Below are 16,913 nucleotides of genomic sequence, written 5' to 3'. Positions count from 1 at the left end.
TGGCAAGGTGTCTTGGTTCAAAATCATGGGTAAGTTCCGATTTATAAATGATGGTATCTGTCATCTGATATCCGTTATATATTGTCATCTATCCGTTGTTATAAGTTATACATCTTATATTCAAATTGCTCGTGACACAGGTACTCCAGGTATAACCGAACCACATCACGAGTTGTCCCCCCATTGGGAAAGACGTGGTGTGTCAGATCGGGCAAGGCGTTCACTTCCAGAATGCCCCCCTCTTCCCTGGAGATCGGCGTGCGAATATCACGACAACGAACATCGACCCCTGCTACATCAATCTGAAGAGTTTTGGCCGCCTGAATGATCATTCGCGCATTCTCGGGATGAATGATTTCGGTACAATCCTTGTAGAATTCACTGATTTTTCCGGCGGCTGAGTTACGGAGATCATATAGCTCGATTTCTTCACCAGCAGCAGGAACTTCATCCAGAGTTGTCCCTTGTGCATGTAATACCTTCAGCACTCGTTCCGTTTCTGCATCAACCTGGGGAAACGCTTCATACTCCCCAATGGGCGTCATCTCGACTCGATCCTGATTCAACTGCCTGATTAACGCCCGAACGGTTGAAGTCCCGTCTCCCTCGATATAGACAGGCCGATACTCATTCACAGCCGCCACTTCACCGTTGATAATCAGCACTCTGTAATCGATTCCGGTCACATATTGCTGTAACATAATGCTGCTGCCGTGGACACTCGCAAGATCAATGGCTGTCTCCAGTTCTTCTTCAGTACGCACATCCAGCGTCACGCCCATGCTGCTGCTCGCATCCAGTGGTTTCACTACAATGGAGCCGTATCTATTCAGAAAAGTTACTGCTTCGCTTCCCATCTCTGGAATCACAATAAATGACGGTACAGGCATGCCCTGTTCATGCAACAACATATTACATGCCTGCTTGTTCTTGGCGAGCAGTCCAGCGATTAACGGCAGACGATGAGATCTGGTTTTGTTAATGATGATCTCTTTATCCCCTACAGACAGCTTCAGAAAATCTTCGCATCCCTCAAGAAGTGGCTCACAGGTGATGCCCATTTCTCTCGCTTTGCTTATAATGAGTCGGTTTTGCAGATTATGAATCCCTTTCGGAAACACTGAAAATCCTCCTCGATCGAATGAAAGTACTCGCTCATACGTTCATCAATATTTATTGTGATTTATATTGATAATGATTATCAATATCATATAAAATCTATTTTATGGCAATTTGTTCTTCGTTGTCAATAATAAACTTTTAAGGAAAAATAAGATTGATTTTGACGTGAGTTTATGTCGGCGTGGTTTTGTTACATCGAATAACAGGTACAACAAACGCGGCAATCTCTGAATCAGATGAAACCAAGAGTTTGCCTGTCCCTGTTATCTGCATTGAACGTAGAAGCGTTGACGAGGAGGATTAAAAATAGAGATATAGCTTGAATCATTCATCGAATCTTTATTGAAGTAATCATGGAACACGTAGAGAAATACTTAATGGTTTAAATTGAGACAGGTCTGACAGTAATTCTTGGGATCTTCGTCTGTCGATATTCCTCAGCCAAAATCTGCATCTTCAGATCCTCAGGCCAGCTGAGTGTAACGCTGTTCTCCATTCAGCTTCCTTCCCCTTCCATGCGGGATAATGGTTGGTGTGCCGGACAGTGGACCGACTGCAATCTCACACTCCATCTGGAAAACCTTCTGGACCATGTCCTGTGTAACGAGATCTTCCGGTTTACCTTTCTACGTAGATGGACTTGTTGTAAACAGCCACAATGTGATGTAACCCGTCTCCCTTTTTCTGATAAATGATATTGAATCTCATTATCAACTGAATTGTAATGGAGATGAAATCATTATACAAGCATTTATTTGGAAAAAAATTTCACTCTACTTCAAACCATATCACCTCCGAAATCAACGATATAATCCAATTCCACATCAACCATATATGTAATTTTTTTCTTGCTTACTTAACATACCTATTTCTCTTCTTACTTTTAGCTTCATCTAGTGCATGCCCTTTTTGCTGGTGAAACATTATTCATTCATATGCATTCAACCAAGGATTTTACTGTAAAACAATTCCTGTAATTTCTTGTCGCACTATGTTAGATTATCCATTGGAATAAAATCACATCTATAGATAGGGGATATTAACACGTGAAGAAATCATGGGTACTATCAATCATTATGAGTTTTGTCTTGCTTGGCGGAATATTCGCACCTGCGGGGTCCTACGCCTCAGCTGCGGATGACTCAACCACTACATATTCGGAAGACGAATACTATGAAGAAGTTGACACGTCCGAACAAGAACCGATCCCTACAGTCGAAGAAGAAGATTTCCTCAACTACCTGGATCAGTTGGATACCGCGTCGGTATATGAGGAGAAAGCCTTTAATGCTTTGGGAGGTGGATTTTACATTACATCATCCAATCGCAAGTCCGTTTACCTGAAACTGACCAACACAGCAGTTCCTAACTACACCAAATATGTATCCAAGCTGAAACTGATTAAACCGCAAAATGCGGAATTGCAAAAAATCCATGCCAACCTGATCAAAGGTAGCTATACACAGCTGGAAGGATTCCAGCTCGCTAAAAAAGCGGTCTCCAAAACAACGGTAAACAGTGCTCTCCTGAAACAATCCAATGCCAAAATTGCTGCTGGCAAGAAAAATATCGAGAAGTTTCACAAAGAATTCTCTGCATACGCCAATAAACTTGGATTTGATTTATAAAAAACAGTAATTGCAGATATGCATCCTACATTTCGAATAAAACAATTTGAAATTTAAGGAAGAAAAGTGTTTTCTTTTGCTGAGTTAATTCGTATAATAACACTATAATCAAAAGGCTATGCTGCCGAAAGGTACAACCTCGTGAACAATTGAGGTTGTGCCTTTTTTTGCGTTTATGGCCGCATTGATCTGAAATCTCATCATCTAACGAGGAGTGATTCACATGATTCTTGAAGCCATTTACCATCGCCCCAAACTCAATTGGTCCTATGCTTATGACCGCTCGACCATGCATTTGCGACTTCGTTCCAAACGTGGTGATCTGGATGCAGTGATTGCCATTACCGGGGACAAATATGCCTGGGATCGAACGATCACACACATCCCCATGCGTATCTTTGCCCGGGATGAAATGTTCGATTATTGGGAAGCCGAGACTTCACCTCCCTATCGCAGATTACGGTATGGCTTCCAATTGATTCAGGGAGAGGAATCGGTCTGGATGACAGAGCGCGGATTCGAGCAGGCGCTGCCTGATCATCCACTGGAGTTTTTTGATTTTCCATTTATGAATCCGGTCGACATTTTTGAACCGCCTGCGTGGGTGAAGGACGCCGTGTTTTATCAGATTTTCCCGGAACGTTATGCGAATGGTGATCCCTCCATCAGTCCCAGCAATGCAGAACCCTGGGGAGGGGAACCCACACCGGTGAATTTCTTCGGCGGGGACCTGCAAGGTGTGCTTGATCATCTGGATCATATAAGCCAGCTGGGCGTCAATGCCATCTATTTCTGTCCGCTGTTCGAGGCCACTACGAATCATAAATATAATACAGGCGATTATATGAAGGTTGATCCTCATTTTGGAACCAATGAACAGTTCAAGACCTTTGTGGAGGCTTGTCATCAGCGCGGCATACGTGTCGTTCTCGATGCGGTATTCAATCATTCCGGCAGAGAGTTCCCTCCTTTTGTCGATGTCATGAAGAATGGAACCGCTTCCCCCTACGCAGACTGGTTCTATATCAAAGACTGGCCGCCGCGTGTGGAGGATGGCATCCCAACTTATGATACCTTTGCCTTTGAACCGCTTATGCCAAAGCTGAACACGGAGCACCCTGACGTGAAGGCGTACCTGCTGGAGGTAGGACGCTTCTGGATCGAGGAGATGGACATTGACGGATGGAGGCTCGATGTAGCCAACGAAGTGGATCATCAGTTCTGGCGTGAATTCCGTCAGACGGTAAAAGCCATCAAACCTGATGCTTATCTGCTCGGTGAAATCTGGCATGATTCGCTCATGTGGCTTCAGGGAGACCAATTCGATGCTGTGATGAATTATCCGTTTACCAATTCGGTATTGGACTACACCGTGAACGAAAAGCTTGACGGACTCGGATTTGCCAATGAGATCGGCAAACTGCTTGCAGCCTATTCACAAACGGTTACTGAAGCTGCCTTCAATCTGCTCGGTAGTCATGATACACCCAGACTGCTGACCTTGTGTGATGGAGACGAGCGCAAGATGAAACTTGCCGTTACGTTGCTGCTTACGTATCCAGGTGTGCCATGTATTTATTATGGAGACGAAGTGGGGCTTGACGGGGGATATGATCCGGGTTGCCGCAAGTGTATGGAATGGGATGAGACCAAGCAGAACCGTGAACTTCTGGAATTCTTCACCCATACGATTGCCCTTCGCAAACAGCACCCGGCGCTGCGCAGCACGGAACTGAAGATTGTATATGCAAAAGCCGGAGACCCTTGTCTTGCCATCGAACGATCGGATTCGCATACGGGTGAGCGCATGCTTCTTGTGCTGAATGCGGGAGATGAGCCATGTACTCTTGAACTCCCTTTGGCAGAGCGTAACGTTTGGCGGAATCTGTACACATCAAACACCGTGGAAGCTAGGCAAAATAAACTGACCCTCGATCTGGAAGCATACGGCTTCTCCCTACTGCAAATGGAGGTCAAACAACCAGCTGAGGCCTGATATAAATACAGCTAACAAGGAAAAAAACATCAAAGAGGCTGTCTCCTAGGTCATATTGTCGACCAGAGACAGCCTTTCCTACATCTTATACGTCATATCCTAACGAACCCACCACACATTAATTTCTTCATTTTATAAGTGGGCTCAATGGCTAACGAATCAGAGAAATATTATTTCGTTCAGGATATCGACATCATCGGTTTACGGATTTTCTTCATTCTCGAACTTACGAGTTCTCCCTGTGTAATTACGATTTTCTGCGGAATCTTGTATGAAGGCAGCTTGTCCCGACAATATTCCCAGATGGACCGACGCAGATCGGTGAGAGTACATTCTGTAGCCAGCCGGATAGTCACTTTCACTCTCTGACCCGTGATACCACTCGGTTCTCCCGAAACTACCGCCGCTTCAATACATTCCATCTCTTCCAGAACACCCTCGACCTCGGCAGGATATACCTTCCGTCCCCCTATGTTAATAATCTCCGAACGGCGGCCCAAAATGCGAATGTACCCCTGCTCCAATACGGCTTCATCTCCGGTACGCAGCCATCCATCCTCCGTAAAGGGTGATGGTGCATTCAGATATCCAATCATCGCTGTTGCTGTACGAATCTGCAATTCTCCTTCCACCACCCGGTACTTGACCTCTTCATCTTGAATGGAGAACAGCAGAGAACCTGGTTCTTTGGAGCGGGTTGGCAGAATACCAAGTTCAGACATGCCATAGGCCTGTATCGTTCTGATCTGTGGAAATCTCCGGTTCCAGGCTGCCAGTACGGACTCAGGCATCACTTCCGATCCGTATGATACAACCTCGAGACTGGACAGGTCATACCCTTCATCGTTTCTGCCCAACAGCAACAGATTCATGAATGTTGGGGAGACGGGCAGTGCCTGCACACGAAACTTCTCAATCGTCCGGCACACTTCTTCGGGAGATCGATCCGCAATGATACATAGACATCCCCCACTGGACAGGGATTGCAGCATTGTATTCACACCGCCGATATGATCAAACATCATGAATGGAATCGTTCGCAAGGGCCGAACCTGCCGCCGAAAACGATGTAACAGCCGATCTGCACGATGCACAGTCGCTTTACTCACTCCGGTTGATCCGGATGAAAAGAGTACCAGTCCTCCTACACCCTCCTGTGCCAGCGTAGCTAACAACACAGGAACCTCTCCAGAAGTTTCACACGTTTGCCGAATGCATAGCTTGCCTTCTTCAACGCTCAACCGCCATTTCACCTGTGCCAGTTCGATGTATTCCTGTCGTTTGGCTTCAACCAGGTACCGATCCATGGGGAGCACGATACACCCTTGTCCGAGCAAAGCAACCAATGCCGCCGCTGCATATGGGGAATAGTCATCCTCCAGTGTTACAAGTTGCCCTGTCAGCCCTTCTGCTATAATCCACTCACCCATAATGCCAACCCGTTCCAGCAGCCACTGATAGCTGTACTCCTGATCCTTCCAGATCAGTGCAGGATGCTGTCCCTGTTCCGCGAATCGTTCAAGCAAGAATTGGTTCAACATTTTGCTTCCTCCTCACCAGCAGGCGAATATTGTTGTGCGAGATAATCAACAAGTGAGCCTACCGTCTGATAGGGACTTTCCGGCATGGAAGCAGCAGCTATCTCCGCCAGAGCAGCTCCCATTCCCGTACCCCATCGATCTTCGATTCCCTGCTCCACCACAGCAAGCAATGACACGAGTTCCAGCGAATCCAGTTGCCCATTTCGTCCGTATAGTGGGGCGTTACCACCCTCACCAAGCGGAATCGATGTATTATGGTATGCATTTAACTCCCGGCAACTATCCAGCACTATACGAAGCAAAGCCTCCCTGTGTTCTTGTTCAATCATTGGCACGGTCTGACGTTGAAAGCAATCTGCCTGAGGCATGGACTTTCGAAGCGACTCATACCAGTGCCATTCATCCGTGACCAACATTTTAATGACACCTGTCAGCTGTACTTTCCAGTGCTCGCGGTTCTTCATCCGGCTGACCTGCAGCATTTTGTATGCCTTCTCCCATCCTACGACGATGTCGCTGAATTCTCTCGCATATTGATCCAGTGGAGAACCTAGCCATAAGGCAGACTCCTGAAGAAGATCTCGAAGAAAATATCGACTCCATCGCATATCAAACAGCAGACCCGATATTAACATTTCATTGGCCTGATTCCCTTCATTCGCCCCATGCAGTGCATCTAAGAGTCGCAGAGACACCGCATGTCCAAAATAATAATTCCGCTCTCCTTGTGTAATCGTCCGGCCTGTCAGAAATTCTTCAATCTGCGTTGTTAACGCCTGGGTCAACATGTCTCGGTACCCGGCAGAGTCAAGCTGCACAGTTGCCCGAATGTCCATGGTGCCAAACGTTCGGAGTTTTTCTTTGCGCTTCGCGTGAGCAAGCTCGGGTATGCATTGGTTCCCTTTCCAGAAATCATGAAAGGCCCTTTGAGTAACCTTTCCCTTATACTTGGAGGGCACGGGATCGTAGACGTGAACATGCTCATCTTCCATACCATATACGGCAATCCAATGGTCTACCAGATGCAGTCGGGAGCCTTGCTTCACGTGTTTGCGAATGTACTCGGGATTCTGATAATCCTCACAGTAAGGCAGATGATAACTGGTTCCTGTAGCCAAAAAAAGTCCACCTTCGCCGATATGCTGCCTGATCAGCGCCTTGCCTTCCTCGAAGGTTTCCAGCTCCCGCTGACCATACATCTCCCAGATCGGCTCTACATAATCCAGTTTGTGAAAATAAGGCTTCACCAGTCCGTTATCCCCGCACGATGGAAGGCTGTACAACCGGCTTGCCGCCAGCAGTGCAAGACTTGTGATGGATCCTTGCTGATGGAGCACTTCATGAATCAGAGGGAAATTGCAGGGATAATAATAGGGAATGTCCAGCACTGGAGCGAATGAAGGAATGATCATTTTTGGCCTCCTGTTCCCGTTTTGGCGGACGTACTGCCCCATGATTGGATTAGATAATGCACAGACATATCATCTGTCGCTCGAAATACCCGATTGGAAACAGGTTTGCCATCCACATCGGTCTCGAAACGACGGAAACCGCGAGTAAACCGGAAGGAGAATCCACTATCACGCGGAACTCGGTAACAACCCTCATATCGACCTATACCGGAACGGACAAGTTTCATGCCCATCCCACCATATATCGTTTCCTCCGGCCCTTCCTCTGAGGCTACCTCTGCATGAATACAGACCTCCACATGAGTGGACAATTCAGGAACCACAGTATAGATGCGTGTAGCAGACAGTTCCCCCATAGTCAGCGTAATGGATGCACTTCCAATACCGACAGGCACCAGTTCTCCACTCGAACGAACCTGGATTACATCCGGGTCACTTGAAGAATAATTCCCATGCAGCAGACTCTGAACCCATCCGCTCTCATAGTGCATTTGTGCATTGATACACACGCTCATTCCACCCTGTAGTCCGATGACATCCCTGCCAAGCAGTTTGAGCGAGGTGGGTTTACCAACGTGGCCGAACATGTATAGTAACGGGAGATGAACGCGTGCTCCCCAGTCACCTTCCTGATGACAGGCATCCGGCTGTTCCAAAAATGCCAATTCCTCATCCGATCTGACTCCGCGTTCAAGTAATTGATGAGCTACCCTTCTGACCTGGGAAGGCAGAAACAGACCTTCCGTGTCTCCAATATCCATCCAGATCCGAACGTCGGGTACTTCTTCTGGCAAGCGATACATGTTTTCTTCCAACAGCCCGCTTTCCGATGTTTCGTCCAGCTGCACATCCACATAGAATGGCGACATCATGATCAGTTTTCCGAAAACATCCGGATTTCGCATCCCCATGTGCAATGTACAAAGTGCAGCAGCAGATGAACCCAACAGCCCGGTATTCTCCTTGTCCGGCAACGTCCGGTAACGATGGTCAATGATCGGTTTGAGTTCATGAATGATAAAATACTCATAGTCGATGCCTGAGCATCCCACACTCACGGCCTCTCTCTCCGGAGCGATGAAGTGATAGAATTCGTTGTGCTTGACTGGACGGACATGCGTAATGCCGACAATAATCAGTGATTCAATCTGCCCGGAAGAAATAAGACCGTCTGCTGCCTGATCCATATTCCATGTTTCATTACCTGGCCCGGATGGACCAAAAGCACGCTGCCCTGCATGAACGTACAGAACCGGATAATGCCGAGCTGTCTGCTCATGGTAACCGGGCGGGAGATACACATAAATGTTGCGGATATTGCCCAGCCGTGACGCCTGAATGCCTTCCAAACATTCGATGACAGAATGGGTACTCAACGATCATCAACCGCCTCTCTTCTCCCGATTCGACTGCATAATACAAATAACCCCGCCTCAGAAGAGACGGGGTTGTCCCAAAACACACGTACGTGTCCCGGGATACATAGCCCTTATATTGTGAATCTGCGAATAGTTTAATGCGCGAACGTGCTTTTGTAAACATAAAAATAGAAAATAAATGCTCTCAAAAAAGTTATTGACATAAGATCCAATATTTCTTACGATAACGTTGTGATCATAACTCGAGGGCCATGCTTTTAAACCAGAGCGGTTTAGGACAACCCCGGTAACTCCCGAAGGAGATGCCGGGGTTGTTGGCGTGTCAAAAGGAGGGAAGTCTTCAATCCACTGCGTATCATTCCGTTGTATTGAAAGCGCTATTATTCAAGAGCCAGGTTGGTTGTTTATTTAAACTACTACATTCACGAGAAGGGTGGATTACTATGTTTCAAATGGCCAAACGTGTACTCCTCAGCACAACACTGACACTCAGTTTACTTGCAGGAGGCGCACTTCCCTATCTGCCTGCTTCCGCGATCTATGCCGATGCGGATACCGCAGTTACCAACAAGCAGAACTTTAGTACAGACGTCATCTATCAGATCTTTACGGACCGCTTCCTGGACGGCAATCCTTCCAACAATCCCACCGGGGCTGCCTACGATGCTACATGTAGCAACCTGAAGTTGTATTGCGGAGGTGACTGGCAGGGTCTGATCAACAAAATCAACGATAACTATTTCAGCGATCTGGGCGTTACGGCATTGTGGATCTCCCAGCCGGTTGAGAATATCTTCGCCACGATCAACTATGGCGGCGTAATCAACACAGCTTATCATGGCTACTGGGCACGTGATTTCAAGAAGACCAATCCGTATTTCGGAACGATGGCTGACTTTCAAAGTCTGATTACAACCGCTCATGCCAAAGGCATCAAGATCGTAATTGACTTTGCACCGAACCATACGTCTCCTGCCATGGAAACCGATACGTCCTTTGCTGAGAATGGCAAGTTGTACGATAATGGTAACCTGGTTGGCGGATACACAAATGATACAAATGGATTTTTCCATCACAACGGCGGCTCCGATTTTTCCTCCCTGGAGAATGGTATCTACAAAAACCTCTATGACCTGGCTGACCTGAACCACAATAACAGTACCATTGACCAATATTTCAAAGATGCAATCAAGCTCTGGCTTGATATGGGCGTGGACGGCATTCGCGTGGATGCGGTGAAACATATGCCTCTCGGCTGGCAAAAGAGCTGGATGTCCTCCATCTATGCACACCTGCCAGTATTCACCTTCGGTGAATGGTTCCTGGGATCTGCTGCATCCGATGCGGATAACACGGAATTTGCCAACGAATCCGGGATGAGCCTGCTTGATTTCCGCTTTAACTCTGCCGTACGTAACGTCTTCCGGGATAACACATCCAACATGCATGCCCTCGATTCGATGATTACAGGTACAGCGGCAGATTACAATCAGGTGAATGATCAAGTTACGTTTATCGACAACCATGATATGGATCGCTTCAAAACAAGTGCCGTCAATAACCGTCGTCTGGAACAGGCGCTGGCCTTCACGCTGACTTCACGCGGCGTACCTGCCATCTATTATGGTACCGAACAGTATCTGACAGGTAACGGGGACCCTGACAATCGGGCCAAAATGCCTTCTTTCTCCAAAACAACAACAGCCTTCAACGTCATCAGCAAGCTGGCCCCTCTTCGCAAATCCAATCCGGCCATTGCCTACGGCTCCACGCAGCAACGCTGGATCAATAATGATGTGTATATCTATGAGCGCAAATTCGGCAAAAGTGTAGCTGTTGTTGCCGTGAACCGTAATCTCTCCACACCAGCGAGCATTGCGAATCTAAGCACTTCACTGCCAACAGGCAACTACACCGATGTACTGGGCGGCGCACTGAACGGTAATAACATCACTTCCACCAATGGTACCGTCTCTTCATTCACTCTGGTAGCCGGAGCAACCGCGGTCTGGCAGTATACAACAAGTGAAACAACACCAACGATCGGACATGTAGGTCCGGTGATGGGTAAACCGGGTAATGTTGTTACCATTAGTGGACGTGGATTTGGCTCCACCAAAGGTACCGTATACTTCGGTACAACAGCCGTTACCGGTGCTGCTATCACCTCATGGGAAGATACACAGATCAAAGTGACGATCCCAGCTGTTGCCGCAGGCAATTATGCTGTGAAAGTAGCTGCGAATGGCGTCAACAGCAATGCGTATAACAACTTCACCATCCTTACGGGTGATCAGGTCACTGTACGATTCGTCATTAACAACGCTTCCACCACTCTGGGTCAGAACATCTATCTTACAGGTAATGTGGCAGAACTCGGCAACTGGAGTACGGGCACCACCGCTATTGGACCTGCTTTCAATCAAGTTATCCATGCCTACCCAACTTGGTACTATGATGTGAGCGTGCCCGCTGGAAAACAACTGGAGTTCAAATTCTTCAAGAAAAATGGAGCAACCATTACGTGGGAAGGTGGTTCCAACCACACGTTCACCACACCAACCAGCGGAACAGCGACTGTAAATGTAAACTGGCAATAGAATATTCTGTCCACAAGCTAACCCGGAGTTACGCTAACGCAGCGTATGTTCCGGGTTTTGTTTTGTTTTGCTTATCCAGAATGCTTAGGTTTTTCATAAGCTGCTAAGATTACCTCTATCCCACTCTCTGCTGATGTGTACATGTGGTTCAATCCATAACATTGATACTCCCTAATACGTTTTATTGATAGGTTCGGATCGACTTCAAGGTTGTAGCTGCCAGAATACCTGTCGCCAGCAGCAGTATGCCCACGCCTTGCAACACAGAAGCTGCCCCCCACTGATCTGCCAATACGGAGACAACAGTCAATCCCAGAATAGGCGCTGTACTGGTGATTGTTCCAACGACACCATAGACCCTTCCTTGCAGCTCGTCTGGAACGGCTGTCCTCAGCATAATCTGGGTGAGCATCGTACAGCAGGCGAACATCGCACCTCCGCCCACGATTAACGGCAACGCCATGATTGGTGAGGATACATTCGCCAAAAAAATATAGAGTGGGCCTAGTACAATCAGACCGATAAATACCCATCTCCCTCTTCGTTTCAATCGTTTTCCCGAAGCAATCAGCAGTGCAGAGCCAATCATATATCCAAGTGGAATACAGGTTTCAATTAACCCAAATTGTACCGGATTCGCCTCCCATACCTTGACCGCCATCACTTGAACCAGCATCATGGCAGACATGAAAAATAAGATTAGCACCGGATTGAGCAATACAATGGATCGAATTAGACGATTCCGATAAATGTAGCCGAACGAACTGCGCCATTCCTGAACAAATGTGGTCTGCTGACTAACGGATCGCTGGACCTCTGGAAAGCGGCCTGCCATCAGCACACAGACTGCGGACAACAGAAAGGTTGCCCCTGTAATTAATATGGCGACGAATCCTCCAAATGCAGCCACAGCAACTCCCGCCGCGGCAAGACCGCTGATTCGGGCAAGATTATCCACCATATGAATCGTTCCGGTTGCTTGTTGAATATGCTCCCTGCCTACCATACTTGCTACAGAGGCGTGGAATGCAGGTGCCTGAAACAGACTTGAAAACATGGAGAGTGAGAGCAACAGCAGTACCACCGGGAACGGCGCATGCCAGCCAAATAAGCTAATCGCAATCAGCACAGCCATTACGCCGCGGAATACATCCGAGGCCAGCATCAGCTTCCTCCGATCCAATCGGTCTGCAACCGTACCCGCCACCGATCCAAACAGGAAGCTGACGGCCATATTACATATCTGTACGGCCGCCATGCTCTTCGCACTCCCTGTGGTCTGTAACACCCACAGACTGATCGCAATCCCATTGAAGCAATCCCCGAATACGGAGATCCCATAGCCGTACAAGATTCTCCGAAAGGTAACATTACGCCAAAGCGTTCGCGGAGTCTTGGCATTTTGCAATGCAGCTTGTCCTCCTTGATATCCCATAATCTCGGGCTCACTGGACGTGTTTATGCCCATACATCACGTTCCTCCCTAATCATGATTCGAGCCCATATAGAACCAGGCACTTCCGCAGCTTTGCCAGTCGATAAAGACATGACATCACGGAAGTGCCTGGTTGGAATGTGCCGCAGGTATCGCGGCTGACTATGTTGTTATGGCACAGAATTAACCTTTGGAGGCTCCTGCCGTCAGCCCTTGAACAAGGAATCGCTGCAGGAACACAAACAGCAGGGTGATTGGAATGGCGATCAGTACCGCCCCCGCAGCAAACATCGTAAAGTTACTGTCCTGATAACGGTTGACCAGATCCCACATCCCCACCGCCAGCGTCCAGTTTTCCTTCGTCCGCAATACCAGCCGGGCGAAGATAAAGTCCATCCACGCACCAGTAAAACTGGTTAGTGCCACATAGGTCAGCATTGGCTTGGATAAGGGCAGGATGATGCTGGTAAATACACGCAGATGACTTGCACCATCCATGCGGGCAGCTTCGTCCAGACTGCGGGGAATCGTATCAAAGAAACCTTTGACGATAAATCCACCCAGTACTGCTCCGGATGAATAGACCAGAATGAGCGCAGCGTGGGTGTCGAGCAGTTTAACTTGCAGCAAAATGATATAGATCGCAATCATGCTCATGAAGCTTGGGAACATGCCAAGGATCAGCATGGTGGATAGAATGGTTTTACGTCCACGGAAGCGGAAGCGGGACAGTGCGTACATCCCGAGTGTCACCATCAACGTGGAGAAAATCATTGTGAAAAAGGCGATTTTTAATGTATTCATATACCATCTGCCGTACATAAAGGACGGGTTATTGAACAGTTCACCGTAATGGGTAAGCGTGAAAGCTTCGGGCCACAACCGTTCACTGAACAATGCCGCACCCGGTCTCAGGGAAGAGAGAAAGATCCAGAGTACCGGGTAGATGGAAACAATAGCGATAATCACCAATAACACATAACTCAGGGCCAGACGCAGCGGATTATTACGTGTCTTCATTGAATCATGTCCTCCTCCTTGAATGATTTGGAGCGGCGGAAGTTCCAGATGGAGAATGAAGCGATGATGAGGAAGATAATAATCCCTACCGCTGAAGCCATATTGAACTTGTTATTATCGAGCGTGAGCTTGTAGAGCCAGGTTACCAACAGGTCCGTCGCCCCCGCGTACTGATAATCTCCGCGTAGCGGATTTCCGTTCGTCAGCAGGAAGATGACATTGAAGTTGTTGAAGTTTCCAGCAAATTGCATGATGAGTACCGGAGTTGTAGCAAAAAGAATGAACGGCATCGTAATAATTCGGAATTTCTGAAATGCGGATGCTCCATCCACTTCCGCAGCCTCGTAGAGATCACGAGGGATGGCTGTCAATACACCCAGAATGAGCACCATACTGACGGGAATACCGATCCACATGTTGACTACGATGACGGTGACTTTCGCCCAGAACGGATCTGTCAGCCAGGGCAATCCCTCCAGCCCAAACGCTCGCATGTACGTATTAATTGGTCCAAACTGGCCATTAAACAGATTACGCATGAGCAGCAAAGAAATGATCTGCGGAATCGCATAAGGCAGGATAAAAATCGTACGCCACAGCTTCTTGAAGCGTATGCCCCGCTGTTCTATCAATAGTGCCACAAGCACACCGCCAAAATAGGTGGTGACTGTCGCTAGGATAGCCCAGATGACCGTCCAGGTTAGTACACCATAGAATGTCTGACTCCAGGATTTCAGCTGAATCAGATCGCTGAACGTCTTGAAGCCCACCCAGTCCACGAGTTTGGCTGGCGGAATGTGGTCCGGCGCCGAGTAGTTGGTAAATGCAATCGTGATCGTAAACAGAATCGGCATAACGGTGAAGAAAAGAATGCCCAGTGCCGGGATGGACAGAAACAGGTAGGGAAAGTTTTTGTCCATCATGTTCCGAAGCGAAGCCGCTGCACCCAGAGTCTGCTTCCCTTCCTCCCTGGCGACTCCCGTAACGTAAGCATCCCGGATATTGAGAATATAGATCAGAATAAATACAAAAAACACCAGTAGTACGATAATGCCATCCAACAGCAAAAAGATGGAATGGTCTCCCCTTTGAAGTACGGTGGACCCATTCACTTTGACAAAACGCTGTGTATTCTCCCCCAGTGTCCATATGCCCCATACGGCTTGTGACAGGCGAGGAAGCAGGTACGCAAGCCCTGCTCCCTCCAGTAACAGTAGACAAATTCCCTTAATCCATTGTCGATTGTACAGCTGTCCAAGACCTTGCAGTATGATGGAACATATAGCCGCTGTCATCCGGTGTTGCCTTTCCCTGTTCGGTCCAACGGGCACCGGGACATGCTGCTGTTGCATTTGCTCTCTCCTCCCCGCCTATTGCTAACCTGGTCGTTCGTCCTTATTGGACGGTTGCAAGGCTCTCCTGGATTTGTTTCACGGCGTTATCCAGTGATGCCTTCACGTCCTTATCGGTATCCCATATATCCGTAATGGCCGAAGTGATCGGTCCCCATACGCTGTCCATGGCAGGCAACGAAGGCATTGGTGTGGAGTTGTTGAACTGTTCCAGGAACGCCTTATTGATCGGGTCCTCCTGCAACTTCGGATCATTAGCTACGTTTTTGTTCGCAGGAAGTGTACCGTTTAGATCAAAGTTCTCCATCTGAGCCTCTTCATTGGAAAGGAACGCTGCCAAGAGCTTAGACGCATTCGGATATTGCGTAAATGCATTTACATAATAGGCTTTAACCCCTGAGAAGGAGGTCATCGGTTTGCCATCAATCTCAGGAAGCGGAGCAACCCCAAAATCAATACCGGCATTGCGATAATCGGCAATGGTCCACGGGCCGTTAATATCCATAGCGAGTTTGCCGCTGGAGAATAATCCTTTTTTGATATCATAGTTCACGTCACCCATCTTGAGCGGCAACACTTCCGACTTCAGCTTCTGCAAGAACTGTCCACCCTTCAGGGCTCCTTCGTTATTCAGACCGAGATCCGCGCTATCCATCCCGTTGTCCCCAAAAATATAACCGCCCTGTGAAGCCAGGAATGCATAGTTATAGTAAAATTGCTGCAATTCCCACATCAGCGCATATTGATTGGATTTCACGTTATTGAACGTCTTGGCGAAGCTGATAATCTCATCAAAGTTTTTCGGAGCTTCTGGATACAATGCTTTGTTGTAAAAGAGAGCATAGGTCTCCACGCTGTACGGATAGCCGTACAAGATATCCTTGAACGTCACCGCCTTCAGTGCGTTGTCGCTGGTGTTCTCTACGGTCTCTGCTTCGAATATGTCATTGGGTAGAATAAGTCCCGCCTCTGAAGCGCTACCAATCTTATCATGAGGGAAAACGACGACATCTGCTGCGAGACCCGCCGGGCCATCCGTCGTTAGTTTGGTTACCTGATCGGTTGGAGGTAATTCCTCCATTTTGACCGTTACCCCATACTTCTCTTCGAATTTTTTGGCTCTTTGCTCAATAAAACTGCTTTGATTCTTGTCCTCCCAGATCACCAGGGTTGCCCCTTCTTCCGGTTGAAGGTTCTCGGCTGTCAGCTCTACCACTTCCTCCGGATTCTCACCTGCCGTAGTTGGAGATGGACTTCCGCCTCCAGCCCCGCACGCAGCCAGTGTAAAAGCCATCATGACGGACAATGTTGCCCCTTGCCATTTTCTCATCTAAAATGTCCCCTTCCCTCTGCTTGGTCCAACAATGTTCGCGCTTTTCACCCTTTTGTCTGCGTATGTTGTCAGGTTTTGCATTCCATGTTCACTTT

Annotated in this window: 12 protein-coding genes; 3 read left to right on the top strand and 9 right to left on the bottom strand. The window is 47.9% G+C overall.

Annotation, left to right across the window (positions count from 1 at the left end; all coding sequences use genetic code 11):
- Nucleotides 1-98 precede the first annotated feature (98 nt).
- Together MHB85_RS04785 and MHB85_RS04780 are read right to left on the bottom strand one after the other, a co-directional pair.
- Nucleotides 99-1,121, bottom strand: coding sequence for a hypothetical protein (locus MHB85_RS04785; RefSeq protein WP_341072500.1), 1,023 nt, complete (start codon nt 1,119-1,121; stop codon nt 99-101).
- 465 nt (nt 1,122-1,586) lie between these two features.
- Nucleotides 1,587-1,715, bottom strand: a complete 129-nt coding sequence (locus MHB85_RS04780; RefSeq protein WP_341072498.1) for a hypothetical protein — start codon at nt 1,713-1,715, stop codon at nt 1,587-1,589.
- Nucleotides 1,716-2,168: 453 nt separating this feature from the next.
- On the opposite strand from MHB85_RS04780, the gene MHB85_RS04775 reads away from it, so the two are divergent.
- Both MHB85_RS04775 and MHB85_RS04770 read left to right on the top strand, forming a co-directional pair.
- Entirely contained in the window at nt 2,169-2,750 is a 582-nt protein-coding gene (locus MHB85_RS04775) for a hypothetical protein (RefSeq protein WP_341072496.1), read from the top strand.
- Nucleotides 2,751-2,973: 223 nt separating this feature from the next.
- Nucleotides 2,974-4,746: an alpha-glycosidase gene (locus MHB85_RS04770; protein ID WP_341072494.1), complete on the top strand. Its 1,773-nt coding sequence runs from the start codon at nt 2,974-2,976 to the stop codon at nt 4,744-4,746.
- 179 nt (nt 4,747-4,925) lie between these two features.
- Here MHB85_RS04770 and MHB85_RS04765 read toward each other — a convergent pair whose 3' ends face one another.
- Genes MHB85_RS04765 through MHB85_RS04755 form a run of 3 tightly spaced genes read right to left on the bottom strand, consistent with a single transcriptional unit; the run spans nt 4,926 to nt 9,075 of the window.
- A complete protein-coding gene (locus MHB85_RS04765) occupies nt 4,926-6,287 on the bottom strand; it encodes an ANL family adenylate-forming protein (protein WP_341072492.1) in 1,362 nt (453 codons plus the stop codon).
- Nucleotides 6,281-7,699 carry a hypothetical protein gene (locus MHB85_RS04760; RefSeq protein WP_341072491.1) on the bottom strand — a complete coding sequence of 473 codons (1,419 nt, stop codon included), beginning with the start codon at nt 7,697-7,699 and terminating at the stop codon, nt 6,281-6,283. Before MHB85_RS04760 ends, MHB85_RS04765 begins: the two co-directional genes overlap by 7 nt.
- The gene (locus MHB85_RS04755) at nt 7,696-9,075 is read right to left on the bottom strand and encodes an alpha/beta hydrolase-fold protein (protein WP_341072490.1); all 1,380 of its coding nucleotides are present in this window, start codon (nt 9,073-9,075) and stop codon (nt 7,696-7,698) included. The genes MHB85_RS04760 and MHB85_RS04755 overlap by 4 nt, the downstream gene beginning before the upstream one ends.
- Before the next feature lie 446 nt (nt 9,076-9,521).
- Between MHB85_RS04755 and MHB85_RS04750 the strand changes: the two genes are divergently transcribed.
- Nucleotides 9,522-11,678 (top strand): alpha-amylase family glycosyl hydrolase, encoded by a 2,157-nt coding sequence (locus MHB85_RS04750; RefSeq protein ID WP_341072489.1) that lies wholly within the window; start codon nt 9,522-9,524, stop codon nt 11,676-11,678.
- Nucleotides 11,679-11,859: 181 nt separating this feature from the next.
- Here the strand turns inward: MHB85_RS04750 and MHB85_RS04745 are convergent, their stop codons facing one another.
- The 4 genes from MHB85_RS04745 to MHB85_RS04730 form a co-directional block, all read right to left on the bottom strand.
- Complete coding sequence (locus MHB85_RS04745) at nt 11,860-13,146, bottom strand: MFS transporter (RefSeq protein ID WP_341072488.1); 1,287 nt, start codon at nt 13,144-13,146, stop codon at nt 11,860-11,862.
- A gap of 150 nt (nt 13,147-13,296) precedes the next feature.
- Nucleotides 13,297-14,133, bottom strand: coding sequence for a sugar ABC transporter permease (locus tag MHB85_RS04740; protein ID WP_091015889.1), 837 nt, complete (start codon nt 14,131-14,133; stop codon nt 13,297-13,299).
- Nucleotides 14,130-15,485: a sugar ABC transporter permease gene (locus MHB85_RS04735; protein WP_210109698.1), complete on the bottom strand. Its 1,356-nt coding sequence runs from the start codon at nt 15,483-15,485 to the stop codon at nt 14,130-14,132. Before MHB85_RS04735 ends, MHB85_RS04740 begins: the two co-directional genes overlap by 4 nt.
- A 43-nt stretch (nt 15,486-15,528) precedes the next feature.
- Entirely contained in the window at nt 15,529-16,815 is a 1,287-nt protein-coding gene (locus tag MHB85_RS04730) for a sugar ABC transporter substrate-binding protein (RefSeq protein WP_341072486.1), read from the bottom strand.
- Nucleotides 16,816-16,913 lie beyond the last annotated feature (98 nt).

Source organism: Paenibacillus sp. FSL K6-4396 (genome assembly GCF_038002525.1).
GTDB lineage: Bacteria > Bacillota > Bacilli > Paenibacillales > Paenibacillaceae > Paenibacillus > Paenibacillus amylolyticus_B.
The sequence above is the reverse complement of the archived record's forward strand: the minus strand, read 5'-3'. Positions and strand labels throughout refer to the sequence as shown.